Below are 16,600 nucleotides of genomic sequence, written 5' to 3'. Positions count from 1 at the left end.
CATCGCGGACAGCCGTGACGAAGCGACGGGCGAACGACTCGACAACCTGGAAGATCCGTACCGTCTGTTCCGTTGCCATACGATCATGAATTGCGTCGATGTGTGCCCGAAGGGGCTCAACCCGACCAAGGCGATCGGCAAGATCAAGGAATTGATGGTGCGCCGGGCGGTCTGAGATGGGCAATGTGATGGTCGATACCCAAGACGATTCTCCGCATCAGTCCGACCCCCTTCGTCGCGCACGCCTTCGCTGGCGTGCCCGGCGCGGCCTGCTGGAAAACGATCTGATCTTCGATCGTTTCTTCAGCCGATATGAGCAAGAGCTCAGTGACGCCGACGTGGCCGCTTTGACCCGTCTGCTCGAACTGAGCGACAACGAACTGATGGACCTGCTGCTGGCCCGCACGGAGCCGGAAGGCGACCTGGCAACGCCGGATGTGATCCGCTTGCTTGGCATGCTGCGCACCGTGTGACTTCAGCAGGAATGCGCGGAGTTTTGCAAAATAGGCCGATGGTTGCGATTTGCAACGCTTCGGCTGAAATGACAAGGCCGTACTGAGACCAACGGCCGACAGTACAGTTTTTGCCGCGCAGCTTCCGTCGTGCAAATTATCGAAAACCTGTATCCATACTTCGATTGAGGATGTGCTATGACCCCGTCAGATGTTAAAGCCACGCTATCGTTCAGCGACAACTCGCCGAGCGTCGAAATGCCGATCTACAAGGGCACGATGGGCCCGGACGTGATCGACATCCGCAAGTTGTACGGTCAGACCGGCAAGTTCACGTATGACCCGGGCTTCATGTCGACGGCTGCGTGCAATTCCGCGATCACCTACATCGACGGCGACAAGGGCGAGCTGCTGTACCGCGGCTACCCGATCGAGCAACTGGCCGTCAACGCCGACTTCCTCGAGACCTGCTACCTGCTGCTGAAGGGCGAACTGCCCAATGAAGCGCAAGCCAAGGAATTCGTGGACACGGTCACGCGTCACACGATGGTGCACGAGCAGATGCACTTCTTCTTCCGCGGCTTCCGCCGTGACGCACACCCGATGGCGGTGCTGACGGCAGCGGTGGGCGCGCTGTCGGCGTTCTATCACGACTCGCTGAACATCAACGATCCGCGTCACCGCGAAGTCTCCGCGATCCGCATGATCGCGAAGCTGCCGACGCTCGTCGCAATGGCTTACAAGTTCAGCGTGGGCCAGCCGTTCGTCTATCCGAAGAACGAGCTTTCGTACAGCGCGAACTTCATGTACATGATGTTCTCGAACCCGTGCGAAGAGTACAAGGTCAACGACGTGCTCGTGCGCGCCCTCGACCGTATCCTGATCCTGCACGCGGACCACGAGCAGAACGCTTCGACGTCCACGGTGCGTCTGGCAGGTTCGTCGGGCGCGAATCCGTTCGCGTGTATCGCGGCCGGTATCGCCTGCCTGTGGGGCCCGGCGCACGGCGGCGCCAACGAAGCCGCGCTGAACATGCTGGAAGAGATCGGCTCGGTCGAGAACATTCCTGAGTTCATCAAGCAAGTGAAGGACAAGAACTCGGGCGTGAAGCTGATGGGCTTCGGTCACCGCGTCTACAAGAACTACGACCCGCGCGCGAAGCTGATGCGCGAGACGTGCCACGAAGTGCTGAACGAGCTTGGCCTGCACGACGACCCGCTCTTCAAGCTCGCGATGGAACTCGAAAAGATCGCGCTGGAAGACGAATACTTCGTGTCGCGCAAGCTGTACCCGAACGTCGACTTCTACTCGGGCATCGTGCAGCGCGCACTGGGCATCCCGACCTCGATGTTCACGTGCATCTTCGCGATGGCGCGTACGGTGGGCTGGATCGCGCAATGGAACGAGATGATTGCGGACTCGGAGCAGAAGATTGGCCGTCCGCGTCAGCTGTTCATCGGCCAGACGCCGCGCGAGGCAAAGCCGCTGGCGAAGCGTTAAGCCGCGTACGTTTCGGAACGCTGCAAGAGAACCCCGGCGGGCAACCGCCGGGGTTTTTTCATGTCCGCGCGACGGGCTGATGCCGGGCTACGTGCAGTAGAAAGCAGCAGCAAGCGGCGGGCAGCGGCGAGCCCACCGTCCCTAGCCCCTAGTCCGCAAACACTTCCTGCAACGCGCCCAGCGCGGCCCCGAGCGTGCTGAGCTCGATCGACCCTTCCAGCTTGACCAGCCGCACCTTGTCCACCGTGCGGATCTGATCCAGCAGGATGAACCCCTGCTTGCGGTTGAACGTGACCGGAATGCGGAAGGGCGCCGGCCTGCCCTTGGTGGTCATCGGCGCGACGATGGCCGTGCGCAAATGATCGTGCAACTCAGGCGGTGAAACGACGACGCAAGGTCGCGTTTTTTGAATCTCACTGCCCAGGGTCGGGTCGAGCGCGGTCAGCCAGATATCGCCGCGGGCTACCATTCCAGCTCCGCATCTTCGCCATTGCCGAACTCGCCCATGACGAGACGGTCGCCGCCGCTCTGCGAGATGGACTTGCTGGCTTCCGCCCAGCCGTGACGCGCCTTGTTGCGCGGACGACGCAAGACGATTGCGTCATTTTCGACTTCCATTTCGACCTCCTTCTCCAGGCCCAGTTGGGCGAGAAACGGTTTCGGAATCAGAACGCCCTGGGAGTTGCCCATCTTCCGGATAGTGGTTTTCATGGAATCGCTCGTGATCAGAACAGGAAGCACGATGTTATAACTCCATAGGGTATGTGGTCAATACAATGTTGGTACGCGCGCCGGATCTGACGCTCCAACACAGGCTACCGATCCGATGGGAGTGCCGCCATTCAGCCAAACGGCCTATTCGCTGCGAGAAACGAAGCAGGCTGGTAGTGCTGATCCGGGTACTGGCACCACTAGCATAAAGCATTGTTTTTAATAGGTTTTTCGCTCAGCCTAGTACCCGCAGCGCGCACGGAAGTGGCATAATCGGTCAAACAAGCCGTCGCTGCACGGCGGCACATTCCCCGCAGTCACATACGAAAGCGCTCACCATGGCACAGACTCTCTACGACAAACTGTGGAACACGCACGTGATCCACACCGAAGAGGACGGCACCTCGATCCTCTATATCGACCGTCATCTGCTGCACGAAGTGACGAGTCCGCAGGCCTTCGAAGGCCTCAAGCTCGAAAAGCGCCCGGTATGGCGCATCAGCGCGAATCTGGCGGTGTCCGATCACAACGTCCCCACCACGGACCGTACGCACGGCATCGCCGATCCCGTCTCGAAACTGCAGGTGGACACGCTCGACCAGAACTGCGATAGCTTCGGCATCACGCAGTTCAAGATGAACGACCTGCGTCAGGGCATCGTGCACATCATCGGGCCCGAGCAGGGCGCGACGCTGCCCGGCATGACCATCGTCTGCGGCGACTCGCACACGTCCACGCACGGCGCATTCGGCGCGCTGGCGCATGGCATCGGCACCTCGGAAGTGGAGCACGTGCTCGCCACGCAAACGCTGCTGCAGAAGAAGAGCAAGAACATGCTCGTCAAGGTGGAAGGGCAGTTGCCGCGCGGCTGCACCGCGAAGGACATCGTGCTGGCCATCATCGGCAAGATCGGCACGGCGGGCGGCACGGGCTATGCCATCGAATTCGGCGGCTCCACGATCCGCGCGCTGTCGATGGAAGGCCGCATGACCGTCTGCAACATGGCTATCGAAGCGGGCGCGCGCGCCGGCATGGTCGCCGTGGATGACACCACCATCAGCTACCTGAAGGACCGTCCGTACTCGCCGCAGGGCGTCGAGTCGAACCATGCGGTCGAGTACTGGCGCCAGTTCAAGTCGGACCCGGATGCGCAGTTCGACCGCGTCGTCGAACTCAATGCCGCCGAGATCGTGCCGCAGGTGACGTGGGGCACGTCGCCGGAAATGGTGACGTCCATTGACGGCCGCGTGCCCGATCCCGACAAGGAAAAGGATCCGGTCAAGCGCGACGCGATGGAACGCGCGCTGACCTACATGGCGCTCCAGCCGAATACGCCGATCGAATCGATCAAGCCGGACAAGATTTTCATCGGCTCGTGCACCAATGCGCGCATCGAGGATCTGCGCGCCGCCGCCTACGTCGTGAAGTCGCTGGGCAAGCGCGTGGCGTCGAACATCCGTCTGGCGATGGTCGTGCCGGGCTCCGGACTCGTGAAGGCGCAAGCCGAGCGCGAGGGCCTCGACAAGATCTTCACGAACGCCGGTTTCGAATGGCGCGAACCGGGCTGCTCGATGTGCCTCGCGATGAACGCCGACCGGCTCGATGCCGGCGAACGCTGCGCGTCGACGTCGAACCGCAACTTCGAAGGCCGTCAGGGCGCGGGCGGGCGCACGCACCTCGTGAGCCCGGCCATGGCTGCTGCCGCGGCGATCGAAGGTCACTTCGTCGACGTCCGCAAGCTCGCTTAAATATTTCGAAAAGGTCCGAACGTCATGGAAAAATTCAATGTGCATAGCGGCCTCGTGGCGCCGCTCGATCGCGAGAACGTGGACACCGACGCGATCATCCCGAAGCAGTTCCTGAAGTCGATCAAGCGCACCGGCTTCGGGCCGAACGCGTTCGACGAATGGCGTTATCTCGATGTCGGCGAGCCCGGCCAGGACAACAGCAAGCGTCCGCTGAACCCGGACTTCGTGCTGAACCAGCCGCGCTATCAGGGCGCGTCCATCCTGCTGACGCGCAAGAACTTCGGCTGCGGCAGTTCGCGCGAACACGCGCCGTGGGCGCTGGACCAGTACGGCTTCCGCGCGATCATCGCGCCGAGCTTCGCGGACATCTTCTATAACAACTGCTTCAAGAACGGCTTGCTGCCGGTCGTACTGTCGGAACAGGATGTCGACAAGCTCATCAACGAGACGAATGCGTTCGTCGGCTTCAAGCTGACCATCGATCTCGAAGCGCAGGTCGTGCGCACCGGCGACGGCACCGAGTACACCTTCGACGTGCCGGGATTCCGCAAGTACTGTCTGCTGAACGGTTTCGACGATATCGGCCTCACGCTGCGTCACGCCGACAAGATCCGCCAGTACGAAGCCGAGCGCCTTGCGAAGCAGCCGTGGCTCAATCACCGGCTCGCCGGCTAAATCCATCACGATCAGGAAAGGAACACACGATGAAGATTGCAGTGCTGCCCGGCGACGGGATCGGTCCGGAAATCATGGCCGAAGCGGTCAAGGTGCTGAACGCGCTCGGCGAGAAGTTCGAGCTGGAAGAAGCGCCGGTCGGCGGCGCGGGCTACGAGGCGCACGGCCATCCGCTGCCCGAGTCCACGCTCAAGCTGGCAAAGGAAGCGGATGCCATCCTGTTCGGCGCAGTAGGCGACTGGAAGTACGACAAGCTCGAACGCGCGCTGCGTCCCGAGCAGGCCATCCTCGGCCTGCGCAAGCACTTGCAGCTGTTCGCGAACTTCCGTCCGGCCATCTGCTACGCGCAGCTGACGGGCGCGTCGTCGCTGAAGCCGGAAATCGTGTCGGGTCTGGACATCCTGATCGTGCGCGAACTGAACGGCGACATCTACTTCGGCGCGCCGCGCGGCGTGCGTCAGGCGCCGGATGGTCCGTTCGAAGGCGCGAAGGAAGGCTTCGACACGATGCGCTATTCGGAACCCGAAGTGCGCCGCATCGCGCACGTCGCGTTCCAGGCAGCGCAGAAGCGCCAGAAGAAGTTGACCAGCGTCGACAAGGCCAACGTGCTCGAAACCTCGCAACTGTGGCGCGACACGATGATCGACGTGGCGAAGGAATACGCGGACGTCGAGCTGTCGCACATGTATGTCGACAACGCCGCGATGCAGCTCGTCAAGGCGCCGAAGGCATTCGACGTGGTCGTGACCGGCAACATGTTCGGCGACATCCTGTCGGACGAAGCGGCCATGCTGACGGGCTCCATCGGCATGTTGCCGTCGGCTTCGCTCGACAAGGACAACAAGGGCCTGTATGAGCCGTCGCACGGTTCCGCGCCGGATATCGCGGGCAAGGGCGTCGCCAATCCGCTCGCGACCATCCTCTCGGCCGCGATGATGCTGCGCTATTCGCTCGGCAAGACCGAACAGGCGGAGCGCGTGGAAAGCGCGGTGAAGAAGGTGCTTGAGCAGGGCTACCGCACGGGCGATATCGCCACACCGGACGGCAAGATCGTCGGCACGAAGGAAATGGGCGATGCGGTGCTGAAGGCGCTGTAATCGCGGGAGACGATCGCCCGATCGCGGATAAAGCGGCCGATCGTCTCTTTTTACCGCTGTTCCTGCACGATCGATACGAATTTCACACGGAAGACGCATCGGACCGACGAAAACAGCGGCTTATCGTGTATATTCTTTCGTCATGGCGAAGAACTCTCAATTCTCTCTGGTTTCCATCGGACGCGGCGCCCATGCCGTCGCCACGGAACTCGCCATCGGCACGCGTATCGACGCCATTCAAGTTGCGTCCGGGTTTTCCAAATCCACGCGCATTACGAAAATCTCCATCAAAGCGATCACGATTCGCTGATCGTCCCTCGTGTCCGAGCGTCTTCCCCGCGCGGCCACGCCGGGTAAAGATGCGGGGAAGCGTCCACTTCAAGGGTAGTGAGTCATGAACGTAGGTCTCGTTGGTTGGCGCGGCATGGTCGGCAGCGTCCTGATGCAACGCATGCAGCAGGAAGGCGATTTCGACTTGATCGAACCGGTGTTCTTCAGCACCAGCAATGCGGGCGGCAACGCGCCGTCGTTCGCCAAAAACGAGACGAAGCTCAAGGATGCAACGAGCATCGACGACCTGAAGAAGTGCGACGCCATCATCACCTGCCAGGGCGGCGACTACACCAACGAGGTGTATCCGAAGCTGCGCGCGGCAGGCTGGAAGGGCTACTGGATCGACGCGGCATCGGCGCTGCGCATGAAGGACGACGCAGTCATCATCCTCGATCCGGTCAATCTCGACGTCATCAAGGATTCGCTGGTCAAGGGCGGCCGTGATTTCGTCGGCGGCAACTGCACGGTCAGCCTGATGCTGATGGCGCTGGGCGGCCTGTTCCGCGAGAACCTCGTCGACTGGATGACGGCCATGACGTACCAGGCCGCATCGGGCGCGGGCGCGCAGAACATGCGCGAACTGCTCCAGCAAATGGGCGTGCTCTACGGCGCGGCCAAGGAAGATCTGGCGGATCCGGCTTCGGCCATTCTCGACATCGACCGCCGCGTGCTCGCCGCGATGAACGGCGAACGCATGCCGGTCGACAACTTCGGCGTGCCGCTCGCCGGCTCGCTGATTCCGTGGATCGACAAGGATCTCGGCAACGGCATGTCGAAGGAAGAATGGAAGGGCGGCGCGGAAACCAACAAGATTCTCGGCAAGCCGGCGATGGGCCAGCCGGGCTCGATTCCCGTCGATGGCCTGTGCGTGCGCATCGGCGCCATGCGCTGCCATTCGCAGGCGCTGACCATCAAGCTCAACAAGGATGTGCCGCTCGACGAAGTGAACGACATCCTGGCCTCGGCCAACGACTGGGTGAAGGTCGTGCCGAACGAGCGTGAAGCGTCGATGCGCGATCTGTCGCCTTCGGTCGTCACGGGCACGCTGACGGTGCCGGTGGGCCGCCTGCGCAAGCTGGCCATGGGCGGCGAATATCTGTCGGCGTTCACGGTCGGCGACCAGTTGCTGTGGGGCGCCGCCGAGCCGCTGCGCCGCATGCTGCGCATTCTGTTGGACAAGTAAAGTAAACTACGCGCCTGAAGCGTGTAGCTGAAACAGAAAGGCGTCGCGTTTCACGCGGCGCCTTTTGTTTTGGGCGATCGCGCGCCGCATCGCGGCACAACTGAATTCGAGCGGGCGGGCCGTGCCCGCGTCGCGCCAATCTCGCCGTATTCCGGAGCCTCAATGATCCAACGACCTCGCCGGTCTCTCGTTTCGACGTCGCGTGCAGCGTTGGCCGCGGTCAGCCTCACCGTATGCGCGATGTTCTGGGCGCATCCCGGCGACGCGCTCGCCCAGGCCAGCGATGCGGCCTCTGCCGCCGCGGCGGGTCAGGCGCCGGGTCAGACTTATGCGGTCAAGCCGGGGCAGTCGCTGAATGACATTGCCGGCGAGCTGACGGGATCGAAGGATCGTGACGTCAAGGCACGTGCGGCGCGTGCACTGTTCGACGCAAATCCGACCTCGTTCGGTAATCACGACATCAACAAGCTGAAGCTCGGCGCCGTGCTGAACGTGCCCGCCGATCTGAGCGGCGCGTCGGCGCCGGCAGCGGCTTCGACTTCGGCTTCGGCCTCGGCCTCGGCCTCGGCTTCAGCGCCGGTCGAGGCGGCCACTGCCGCTTCCGCACCGGCTGCGCCGGCTTCGGAAAGCGCGCCGGCCGTGGCTGCGAGTGCGGCGCCCGCAGCGTCCGTGGCGCCCGCCGCGAGCGCGCCGGCGGACACGGCGTCCGCGCCTGCGCAGACGACCGAACCGGCGCCCGCGCCCGCCGTCACCGCCAGCGCACCCGCCAGCACGGCACCTGCCAAAAGCGGCGGCATGTCGCCGATGCTGATCGGCCTGGTGATCGCGGTCATCGTCGTGCTGATGGTGGTGATGCGGATGCGGCGAGGCAAGCAGCGTCAGGCAGAGGCCGCAGACGACGCGCCTGCCGAGCGTGGACCTGAAGCAGGCGCGGCGGCCGGCGGCATTTCCGCAGGCGCTGACGAGCCCGTCGAGGACAGCCAGCCTGAGATCCAGGCGGCTGCGGCGAGTCTCGAACGCGCCGAGGCGACGCAGATTCCCGCAGCACACGCCGAATCCGACTTGCCCCCGACGACCGAGGCGCACCCTTCGACGTCCGCCCGCGCGACGGCGGAAGCTCCGCGCGACGTCCCCTTTACCGAAGCATTCACACTCGTCGCGCCGGCCGCGCATCACCCCGATTTCGTTCCGCCGATGCCTGGCACCCCGGCGAGCAGGGACGCCACGGAGCAGCAGGCACAAGAGGCGCTGGAGCACGAAAGGAACGTGCGGGAAGCCGCGGCGCGCGAGGCCGAATCCCGCGAAGCCGAACTGCGCAGGATGACGGAGCGCGAAGAACAGGCACGGGAAGCGGCGGAGAAGGAAATCGTCGGGCGGGAAGCGGAACTTCGTGACTTGCAGGCCCGTACGGCCGATGAACCGGCGCAATCGCCTGATCTCGCGCCTGACGAAGAGCCCGTGCTCAGGCACAGCTTCCCGATGCCGAAGTTCCCGCAGGAGGCCATCCAGGCGCTCGATTCGCTCGACATGGCGTTGCCGCCGCGCATGGAACTGAAGGCAGAGGCGACACCCGCCACGCCGGTCGAACCCGCGCCGACAGTGGCGCTGGAACCGCCGCCGCGCGAATCTCTGCCGGACACGCCGCCGCTCACCGCGCGGTCCGCCGATGAACACGAGATCGACCGGACGCCGATCGAACAGGCGCCTTTCGTGCCGCAGCCGGTAGCGAATCCTCCGGCGCAGGCTTCGGAGCAACCGTCCGTCGCGTCCCAGATCGAAGCGGGCACGGCGGGCGCGGCATCGGTGGCGGGGCTCGGCGCAACGCGTTTCGGACCGCTGAGTCTCGATTTCGATCTGGGGCCGTCGTCGAGCGCGACCGAGCCGCTGCCTGCGCTCACGCCCGCGCAGCTCGCGACCATCGCCCGCAACAAGCTCGAACTGGCTGCCGAGTACATCGAGCTGGGCGATCTTCAGGGCGCGCGCACCTTGTTGCAGGAAGTGATCGAATCGAACGATTCCGCCACGCGCCAGCAGGCCGCCACGCTGCTCTCGACGCTCGCGCCGCACTCCTGAAATGCGCATTGCTTTAGGCATTCAGTACGACGGCTCGGCGTTTTGCGGCTGGCAGTCCCAGCCGCACGGCAAGACCGTGCAGAACGCGCTGGAGCGCGCGCTTGCGGAGTTCGCGCAGACGCCGCTGTCGACGATCGTCGCCGGCCGCACGGATACCGGAGTTCACGGTCTGGGACAAGTCGTGCACTTCGACACCGACCTGGACCGCGCCGAGTTCTCCTGGGTGCGCGGCACCAACGCCTTCCTGCCGGAGACCGTCGCCGTGCAGTGGGCCCGGCCAATGCCCGACGACTTCCACGCGCGTTTCGCCGCGTTCGAGCGCACCTACTACTACGTGCTGTATGTGAATCCGGTGCGCTCGCCGATGCTGGCGAAGCGCGCAGGCTGGGTCCACACGCCGCTCGATGTCGCCGCGATGCGCGACGCGGCTGCCTGCCTGATCGGCGAGCATGATTTTTCGTCGTTCCGCGCCGCCGATTGCCAGTCGAAGACGCCGGTCAAGCATCTCCATCAGATCGATGTGCGCGAACAGGGCGACTTCATCCACTTCCGCTTTCGCGCCAATGCGTTTCTGCATCACATGGTGCGCAACCTGATGGGATGTTTCGTGGCGATCGGCCGGGGGCGTCATCCGGCGTCCTGGATGGCCGACGTGCTCGCCGCGCGCGACCGGCGCATCGCCGCGCCCACTTTCATGCCGGACGGGCTGTATCTCGCCGAGGTCGGCTATCCTGAACACTTCGCGGTGCCGCCGCCTCACCTCGCCGCCATGCCCTGGAGCGCCGTCTGGGCCGAGCCGACATGAACGAAACCGATCTGCATCGAACCCGCATCAAACTGTGCGGACTGTCGCGCGTCGAAGACGTGCAGCACGCCGTGGCGCTGGGCGCGGACGCCGTCGGCTTCGTGTTCTATCCGCCCAGCCCGCGCTCGGTGAGCGTCGCGCAGGCGGCCGAACTGGCCCGGCATGTGCCGCCGCTGGTCTCGATCGTCGGCCTGTTCGTGAACGCGACGCCCGACTGGATCCGCGAAGTCACGTCGAACGTGCCGCTTTCGCTGCTGCAATTTCACGGCGACGAAACCCCCGAACAATGCGAGGAACTGGCGCACATTGCGGGTTTGTCCTATTGGCGCGCACTGCGAATTGGGCCTGATGCGTCCCCAGGCCATTTGATAGAATCGTCAAATCAGTTCAAAGCCGCAGGCGGCCTTCTGCTCGACGCCCTCGTCGAGGGCTTCGGCGGCGGTGGAAAGGTATTCGATTGGTCACTTATCCCAACAGATCTCGGGCATCAGGCCGTTTTGAGTGGTGGCTTGAACGCGCAAAACGTCCATGACGCCATTCGGCGTGTGCGCCCGTACGCGGTCGATGTCTCCAGCGGCATCGAAGTACCGGGCGCCAAGGGCGTGAAAGATCCCGCCCGAATGGCGGCATTCGTGCGCGCGGTGCGCGCAGCGGATGCTGGATAAATCGAACGCGGAACGCACAGCCGTTTCGCGTAACCGAGAGTGACACAAATGTACAACTTGCCAGACGAAAGAGGCCATTTCGGCCAGTTTGGAGGCGTGTTCGTCTCAGAAACGCTCATCCACGCGCTCGACGAACTGCGCGTCGCGTATGAAGCGGCTCAGAAAGATCCCGAATTCATCGCTGAATACGAATACGAGCTCAAGCACTACGTGGGCCGTCCGTCGCCTATTTATCATGCGCGGCGCTGGAGCGAGATGCTGGGCGGCGCGCAGCTTTATCTGAAGCGCGAGGACCTGAATCACACGGGCGCGCACAAGGTCAACAACGTGATCGGTCAGGCGCTGCTCGCCCGCAAGATGGGCAAGCCGCGCGTGATCGCGGAAACCGGCGCGGGCCAGCATGGCGTGGCGACGGCGACCATCGCGGCGCGTTTCGGGATGGAATGCGTGGTCTACATGGGCTCGGAAGACGTGCGCCGGCAGGCCGCGAATGTCTATCGCATGAAGTTGCTCGGTGCGACGGTGGTGCCGGTGGAGTCCGGCTCCAAGACGCTGAAGGACGCGCTCAACGAAGCGATGCGCGACTGGGTCACAAACGTCGAGAACACCTTCTACATCATTGGCACGGTGGCCGGCCCGCATCCCTATCCGATGATGGTGCGCGACTTCCAGCGCGTGATTGGTGACGAATGCCGCGTGCAGATGCCTGAGATGGCAGGCCGGCAGCCGGACGCGGTGATCGCATGCGTTGGCGGTGGATCGAATGCGATGGGCATCTTTTATCCCTACATCGAAGACAAGGATGTGCGGCTGATCGGCGTCGAAGCGGCCGGCGACGGCATCGATACCGGCCGTCACGCTGCCTCGCTGATCGGCGGCAGCCCTGGCGTATTGCACGGCAACCGTACCTACCTGCTGCAGGACGCGGACGGGCAGATCATCGAGACCCATTCGATCTCGGCGGGTCTGGACTATCCGGGCGTGGGCCCCGAGCACGCGTGGCTGAAGGACGAGGGACGTGCCGAATACGTCGGTATCACCGACGACGAAGCGCTCAAGGCCTTCCACGATTGCTGCCGCATCGAGGGCATCATTCCCGCGCTCGAATCGAGCCACGCGCTGGCCTACGGCGCCAAGCTCGCGCAGACGCTGCCGCGCGACAAGGTGCTGCTCGTCAATCTGTCGGGCCGGGGTGACAAGGACATGCATACGGTCGCCGAGCGATCGGGCATCCAGTTCTGAGCCCCCGATAGATGCGCACCGTCATCGACGAGCCCTTGTCCGCCGGCGCTCTCACCCGCGCCGGCAGCGACATTCGCAACCGTGACTTTCTGGCCGATGCCGAGAGCATTCCCGATGCGTCGATCGATCTGATCGTCGCCGATCCGCCTTACGGTCTGGGCAAGGATTACGGGAACGACTCGGACATGCTGTCCGGCGAGGCTTTTCTGGAGTGGACGTATCGCTGGCTCGACCTGGCGATTCCGAAGCTGAAGCCCAGCGGCTCGCTGTACATCTTCTGCACGTGGCAATACTCGCCTGAACTCTTCGTGTTCCTCAAACGGCGTCTGATGATGATCAACGAGATCGTCTGGGACCGCCGTGTGCCGAGCATGGGGGGAACGACGCGTAAATTCACGTCAGTGCATGACAACATCGGTTATTTCGCGGTCTCGAAGGACTATTACTTCGATCTCGATCCGGTGCGCATCCCCTACGACGCAGAGACGAAAAAAGCGCGCTCGCGCAAGATCTTCGAAGGCAGCAAGTGGCTGGAACTCGGCTATAACCCGAAGGATGTCTGGTCCGTATCGCGGCTGCATCGGCAGCACGCGGAGCGGGTCGATCATCCGACGCAGAAGCCGCTGGAGATCGTCGAACGCATGGTGCTGGCGAGCTGTCCGCCGGGCGGCCGCGTGCTCGATCCGTTCATGGGCAGCGGCACGACGGCTGTCGCCTGTGCCCGCCATGGCCGTGCCTTCACCGGCTACGAGATCAACGCGGATTACTGTGCAATTGCGGAAAACCGGTTGGCCGAGGATCGCAAGCCGAAACTGCCGGAAACCCGCCGCCGACCGCCGCTCGTGATCGACGCCGCGACTGAAACGGCCGAATAACGCCCGTAGCACGCATTTTCGTCGCAGATCGCCTCCGATGTCCGCACGACTTCGGAGGCCAACGAATCCGAATCGAGAATCCTCATGTCCCGTATCAAGAACACTTTTGCGGCGCTGGCCGCGCAAGGCCGGAAGGGATTGATCCCGTTCATCACCGCCGGCGACCCGAACCCGGAACAGACGGTCGAATTAATGCATGCGCTGGCCAAGGGCGGCGCGGACGTCATCGAACTGGGCGTGCCGTTTTCCGATCCGATGGCCGACGGTCCCGTCATCCAGCGGTCCTCGGAACGGGCGCTGGCGCGCGGCGTTACGCTGAAGCGCGTGCTCGCCGACGTGGCGCGCTTCCGCGAAACCAACGACACGACGCCCGTTGTCCTGATGGGCTATGCCAATCCGATCGAACGCATGGGCGCCCAGCAGTTCGCGAAAGCCGCCCGGGAAGCCGGCGTGGATGGCGTGCTGGTGGTGGACTATCCGCCCGAGGAAGCTGCGGACTTCGGTCAGGCCATGACCGCGGCCGGCATCGATCCGATCTTCCTGCTCGCGCCCACGTCCACGGACGCGCGCGTGGCGGCGGTCGGCAAGATCGCAAGCGGCTATGTCTATTACGTGTCCCTCAAGGGCGTGACCGGCTCGGCAAATCTGGACGTTTCCAGCATCGCGAGTAAAATCCCGGCCATCAAGTCGCATGTGCCCCTGCCGATCGGCGTCGGTTTCGGCATTCGCGACGCGCAAACCGCCCGCGCCGTCGCCGAAGTCGCGGATGCCGTCGTGATCGGCAGCCGCCTCGTGCAACTGCTCGAGGAAGCCAAGCCGGACACCGCTGCCGCGTCGCTGACGAGTTTCATCGCGGAAATTCGTCAGGCGCTCGATGCCTGAGTAAAATACGCGCCGCCGCGGCCCGCCCGATTCTGGGCGCGCCGTGCGGCGATCGAATAGTCAAGGAAAAACGATGAGCTGGCTCGACAAACTGCTGCCGCCCAAGATCAAGCAAACCGATCCCAAAAGCCGCAAGGGCATTCCCGAAGGCCTGTGGGTGAAGTGCCCGTCGTGCGAGGCCGTGCTGTATCGCAACGACGTCGAGGCGAACCTGCATGTCTGCCCGAAGTGCAGCCATCACATGCGCATCGGCGCGCGCGAGCGGCTCGACCGCCTGCTGGATCCGGAAGGCCGCTATGAAATCGGCCAGGAAGTGGTGCCGGTCGATGCGCTCAAGTTCAAGGACAGCCGCAAGTACCCGGACCGCATCAAGGAAGCAATGGACGACACCGGCGAAACCGACGCCATGGTCGTCATGGGCGGCGCCATCCACACGATTCCCTGCGTGGTCGCCTGCTTTGAGTTCTCCTTCATGGGCGGCTCGATGGGTTCGGTGGTCGGCGAACGCTTCGCCCGCGGCGCGCGCAATGCGCTCGAACAGAACGTGCCGTTCATCTGCTTCACGGCTTCGGGCGGCGCCCGCATGCAGGAAAGCCTGCTTTCGCTGATGCAGATGGCCAAGACCACTGCGCTGCTGACCAAACTGGCTGACGCCAAGCTGCCTTTCATCTCCGTCCTGACCGATCCGACGATGGGCGGCGTGTCGGCGAGCTTCGCGTTCCTGGGCGACGTGGTCATCGCCGAACCGAAGGCGCTGATCGGCTTTGCCGGTCCGCGCGTGATCGAACAGACCGTGCGCGAAAAATTGCCGGAAGGCTTCCAGCGCGCCGAATTCCTGCTGACGAAGGGCGCGGTCGACATGATCGTGGACCGCCGCAAGCTGCGCGAGGAAATCGCCCAGTTGATGGCGCTGATGACCCGGCAGCCGGCCGACGCCGTCGCCTGAGCGTGCCCCACGCAGCGCCGCGCCGCGCGTGAACCCTCAAGGTTCCGCGCGGCGTTTTTGCTTTCATCATTCCGCATATGAACACTTTTCCCTCCCTCGACGCCTGGCTTACTCATCTGGAAGCCGCGCATCCGGTCGGCATCGACATGGGGCTGACGCGCATCGGCCGGGTCAAGGACGCGCTCGGCCTGCACTTCGACTGCCCGGTGATCACGGTCGGCGGCACGAACGGCAAGGGCTCGACCTGCGCGATTCTCGAAACGATCCTGCTGCGCGCGGGTTATCGCGTGGGCTGCCACACGTCGCCGCATCTGCTGACCTTCAACGAAAGAGCGCGCATCGATGGCGCCGAGGCCAGCGATGCTGACCTGCTCGAACATTTCGAGGCCGTGGAAAAAGCGCGCGCGAGCCTGCCTGAGCCGGTGTCGCTGACGTACTTCGAATTCACGACGCTGGCGATCCTGCATCTGTTCGCATCGCGCGGGCTCGACGCGGTGGTGCTCGAAGTCGGACTCGGCGGACGTCTGGACGCGGTGAATATCGTCGATACGGATTGCGCGGTGATCACGAGCATCGACATCGACCACACGGACTTTCTCGGCGATACGCGCGAGAAGATCGGCTTCGAGAAGGCGGGCATCTTTCGCTCGGGCAAGCCCGCGATCTGCGGCGATCCGTCGCCGCCGCAAAGCCTGATCGATCATGCCGAAGCAGTCGGTGCGGATCTCTGGCTGGTCGGCCGCGACTTCCGCTACGAAGCGCAGCCGGGCAACGAACGCCAGCAGTGGAGTTATCTCGGCCGCGAGCAGCGTCGTTCGGCGCTCGCCTATCCGGCATTGCGCGGCGCGAACCAGCTGATCAACACGTCGGCGGCGCTGGCGGCGCTGGAATCCTTGCGTGACCGCGTGCCGGTGTCGGCGCAGGACATCCGGCTCGGACTCGCCAACGTGGAACTGGCGGGCCGCTTCCAGGTCCTGCCCGGCAAGCCGCAAGTCATTCTCGATGTCGCGCACAATCCGCATGCGGCGGCGGTGCTGGCGCAAAATCTCGGCAACATGGGCTACTTTCCGTACACTTACGCGGTGTTCGGCGCCATGCGCGACAAGGACATCGAAGGTGTGCTGACGCATCTGAAAGGCGAGATCGATCACTGGAACGTGACCGCGCTGCCGACGTCGCGGGGTGCGTCGGCGGAGCAGCTCGAAAGCGCTCTTCGCGACGCCGGTGTCAACGACGGACCCGACAGCAGCGTTTCCCGTTTTGAAAACCCTGCCGCCGCCTTTCAAGACGCGTTAAGCAGGGCCTCCGAAAATGATAGAATTTTGGTTTTCGGCAGTTTCTACACGGTGGCCGGCGTCATGGCCTTCCGCAAGTCGCAACATCATTGAGCGGCATCACTGAGACGGGCGGCCG

Annotated in this window: 17 protein-coding genes and 1 pseudogene; 16 read left to right on the top strand and 2 right to left on the bottom strand. The window is 63.7% G+C overall.

The annotated features are described in order from the left end of the window. The 3 genes and pseudogenes from sdhB to QCE83_RS34080 form a co-directional block, all read left to right on the top strand. A pseudogene (sdhB, locus tag QCE83_RS34090) lies at window positions 1-175 on the top strand (succinate dehydrogenase iron-sulfur subunit); the annotation flags it as partial. A gap of 1 nt (window position 176) precedes the next feature. After that, window positions 177-473, top strand: coding sequence for a succinate dehydrogenase assembly factor 2 (locus QCE83_RS34085; protein ID WP_309821147.1), 297 nt, complete (start codon window positions 177-179; stop codon window positions 471-473). A gap of 177 nt (window positions 474-650) precedes the next feature. Beyond that, window positions 651-1,952, top strand: coding sequence for a citrate synthase (locus QCE83_RS34080; protein WP_309821146.1), 1,302 nt, complete (start codon window positions 651-653; stop codon window positions 1,950-1,952). A gap of 148 nt (window positions 1,953-2,100) precedes the next feature. Here the strand turns inward: QCE83_RS34080 and QCE83_RS34075 are convergent, their stop codons facing one another. Beyond that, a complete protein-coding gene (locus QCE83_RS34075) occupies window positions 2,101-2,421 on the bottom strand; it encodes a type II toxin-antitoxin system PemK/MazF family toxin (protein WP_309821145.1) in 321 nt (106 codons plus the stop codon). Then, a complete protein-coding gene (locus tag QCE83_RS34070) occupies window positions 2,415-2,663 on the bottom strand; it encodes an AbrB/MazE/SpoVT family DNA-binding domain-containing protein (RefSeq protein WP_309821144.1) in 249 nt (82 codons plus the stop codon). The genes QCE83_RS34075 and QCE83_RS34070 overlap by 7 nt, the downstream gene beginning before the upstream one ends. A gap of 338 nt (window positions 2,664-3,001) precedes the next feature. Here QCE83_RS34070 and leuC point away from each other — a divergent pair, with 338 nt between their 5' ends. The 13 genes from leuC to folC all read left to right on the top strand — a co-directional run bounded on the left by leuC (window position 3,002) and on the right by folC (window position 16,575). Next, window positions 3,002-4,411: a 3-isopropylmalate dehydratase large subunit gene (gene leuC, locus QCE83_RS34065; protein WP_309821143.1), complete on the top strand. Its 1,410-nt coding sequence runs from the start codon at window positions 3,002-3,004 to the stop codon at window positions 4,409-4,411. A 24-nt stretch (window positions 4,412-4,435) separates the two neighbouring features. Beyond that, window positions 4,436-5,086, top strand: coding sequence for a 3-isopropylmalate dehydratase small subunit (gene leuD / locus QCE83_RS34060; RefSeq protein WP_309821142.1), 651 nt, complete (start codon window positions 4,436-4,438; stop codon window positions 5,084-5,086). 29 nt (window positions 5,087-5,115) lie between these two features. Beyond that, entirely contained in the window at window positions 5,116-6,183 is a 1,068-nt protein-coding gene (gene leuB / locus QCE83_RS34055; protein WP_309821141.1) for a 3-isopropylmalate dehydrogenase, read from the top strand. 142 nt (window positions 6,184-6,325) lie between these two features. Then, complete coding sequence (locus QCE83_RS34050) at window positions 6,326-6,493, top strand: hypothetical protein (protein WP_309821140.1); 168 nt, start codon at window positions 6,326-6,328, stop codon at window positions 6,491-6,493. Window positions 6,494-6,577: 84 nt separating this feature from the next. Next, the gene (gene asd / locus QCE83_RS34045; RefSeq protein ID WP_309821139.1) at window positions 6,578-7,699 is read left to right on the top strand and encodes an aspartate-semialdehyde dehydrogenase; all 1,122 of its coding nucleotides are present in this window, start codon (window positions 6,578-6,580) and stop codon (window positions 7,697-7,699) included. Between the two features lie 162 nt (window positions 7,700-7,861). Continuing rightward, window positions 7,862-9,772 carry a FimV/HubP family polar landmark protein gene (locus tag QCE83_RS34040; RefSeq protein ID WP_309821138.1) on the top strand — a complete coding sequence of 637 codons (1,911 nt, stop codon included), beginning with the start codon at window positions 7,862-7,864 and terminating at the stop codon, window positions 9,770-9,772. Window position 9,773: 1 nt separating this feature from the next. Then, window positions 9,774-10,577, top strand: a complete 804-nt coding sequence (truA, locus tag QCE83_RS34035; RefSeq protein ID WP_309821137.1) for a tRNA pseudouridine(38-40) synthase TruA — start codon at window positions 9,774-9,776, stop codon at window positions 10,575-10,577. Next, window positions 10,574-11,242, top strand: a complete 669-nt coding sequence (locus QCE83_RS34030; RefSeq protein ID WP_309821136.1) for a phosphoribosylanthranilate isomerase — start codon at window positions 10,574-10,576, stop codon at window positions 11,240-11,242. The genes truA and QCE83_RS34030 overlap by 4 nt, the downstream gene beginning before the upstream one ends. Window positions 11,243-11,290: 48 nt before the next feature. After that, on the top strand, window positions 11,291-12,484 hold the full coding sequence (gene trpB, locus QCE83_RS34025; protein ID WP_309821135.1) for a tryptophan synthase subunit beta: 1,194 nt from the start codon (window positions 11,291-11,293) through the stop codon (window positions 12,482-12,484). Window positions 12,485-12,495: 11 nt separating this feature from the next. Beyond that, window positions 12,496-13,359: a site-specific DNA-methyltransferase gene (locus tag QCE83_RS34020; RefSeq protein WP_309821134.1), complete on the top strand. Its 864-nt coding sequence runs from the start codon at window positions 12,496-12,498 to the stop codon at window positions 13,357-13,359. Window positions 13,360-13,443: 84 nt separating this feature from the next. Then, on the top strand, window positions 13,444-14,241 hold the full coding sequence (trpA, locus tag QCE83_RS34015) for a tryptophan synthase subunit alpha (protein ID WP_309821133.1): 798 nt from the start codon (window positions 13,444-13,446) through the stop codon (window positions 14,239-14,241). A gap of 73 nt (window positions 14,242-14,314) precedes the next feature. Continuing rightward, window positions 14,315-15,187 (top strand): acetyl-CoA carboxylase, carboxyltransferase subunit beta, encoded by an 873-nt coding sequence (gene accD / locus QCE83_RS34010; protein WP_309821132.1) that lies wholly within the window; start codon window positions 14,315-14,317, stop codon window positions 15,185-15,187. 77 nt (window positions 15,188-15,264) lie between these two features. Next, window positions 15,265-16,575, top strand: a complete 1,311-nt coding sequence (gene folC / locus QCE83_RS34005) for a bifunctional tetrahydrofolate synthase/dihydrofolate synthase (RefSeq protein ID WP_309821131.1) — start codon at window positions 15,265-15,267, stop codon at window positions 16,573-16,575. The last annotated feature ends 25 nt before the right edge of the window (window positions 16,576-16,600 follow it).

Source organism: Caballeronia sp. LZ034LL, assembly GCF_031451215.1.
Lineage (GTDB): Bacteria > Pseudomonadota > Gammaproteobacteria > Burkholderiales > Burkholderiaceae > Caballeronia.
This window is presented reverse-complemented; position numbering and strand designations above follow the sequence as displayed.

Excerpts from the sequence above, each read along its gene's own strand:
- QCE83_RS34085 (WP_309821147.1), top strand. The coding sequence starts at position 177 with ATGGGCAATGTGATGGTCGATACCCAAGACGATTCTCCGCATCAGTCC.
- QCE83_RS34080 (WP_309821146.1), top strand. The coding sequence starts at position 651 with ATGACCCCGTCAGATGTTAAAGCCACGCTATCGTTCAGCGACAACTCG.
- QCE83_RS34075 (WP_309821145.1), bottom strand. The coding sequence starts at position 2,421 with ATGGTAGCCCGCGGCGATATCTGGCTGACCGCGCTCGACCCGACCCTG.
- QCE83_RS34070 (WP_309821144.1), bottom strand. The coding sequence starts at position 2,663 with ATGAAAACCACTATCCGGAAGATGGGCAACTCCCAGGGCGTTCTGATT.
- leuC (WP_309821143.1), top strand. The coding sequence starts at position 3,002 with ATGGCACAGACTCTCTACGACAAACTGTGGAACACGCACGTGATCCAC.
- leuD (WP_309821142.1), top strand. The coding sequence starts at position 4,436 with ATGGAAAAATTCAATGTGCATAGCGGCCTCGTGGCGCCGCTCGATCGC.
- leuB (WP_309821141.1), top strand. The coding sequence starts at position 5,116 with ATGAAGATTGCAGTGCTGCCCGGCGACGGGATCGGTCCGGAAATCATG.
- QCE83_RS34050 (WP_309821140.1), top strand. The coding sequence starts at position 6,326 with ATGGCGAAGAACTCTCAATTCTCTCTGGTTTCCATCGGACGCGGCGCC.
- asd (WP_309821139.1), top strand. The coding sequence starts at position 6,578 with ATGAACGTAGGTCTCGTTGGTTGGCGCGGCATGGTCGGCAGCGTCCTG.
- QCE83_RS34040 (WP_309821138.1), top strand. The coding sequence starts at position 7,862 with ATGATCCAACGACCTCGCCGGTCTCTCGTTTCGACGTCGCGTGCAGCG.
- truA (WP_309821137.1), top strand. The coding sequence starts at position 9,774 with ATGCGCATTGCTTTAGGCATTCAGTACGACGGCTCGGCGTTTTGCGGC.
- QCE83_RS34030 (WP_309821136.1), top strand. The coding sequence starts at position 10,574 with ATGAACGAAACCGATCTGCATCGAACCCGCATCAAACTGTGCGGACTG.
- trpB (WP_309821135.1), top strand. The coding sequence starts at position 11,291 with ATGTACAACTTGCCAGACGAAAGAGGCCATTTCGGCCAGTTTGGAGGC.
- QCE83_RS34020 (WP_309821134.1), top strand. The coding sequence starts at position 12,496 with ATGCGCACCGTCATCGACGAGCCCTTGTCCGCCGGCGCTCTCACCCGC.
- trpA (WP_309821133.1), top strand. The coding sequence starts at position 13,444 with ATGTCCCGTATCAAGAACACTTTTGCGGCGCTGGCCGCGCAAGGCCGG.
- accD (WP_309821132.1), top strand. The coding sequence starts at position 14,315 with ATGAGCTGGCTCGACAAACTGCTGCCGCCCAAGATCAAGCAAACCGAT.
- folC (WP_309821131.1), top strand. The coding sequence starts at position 15,265 with ATGAACACTTTTCCCTCCCTCGACGCCTGGCTTACTCATCTGGAAGCC.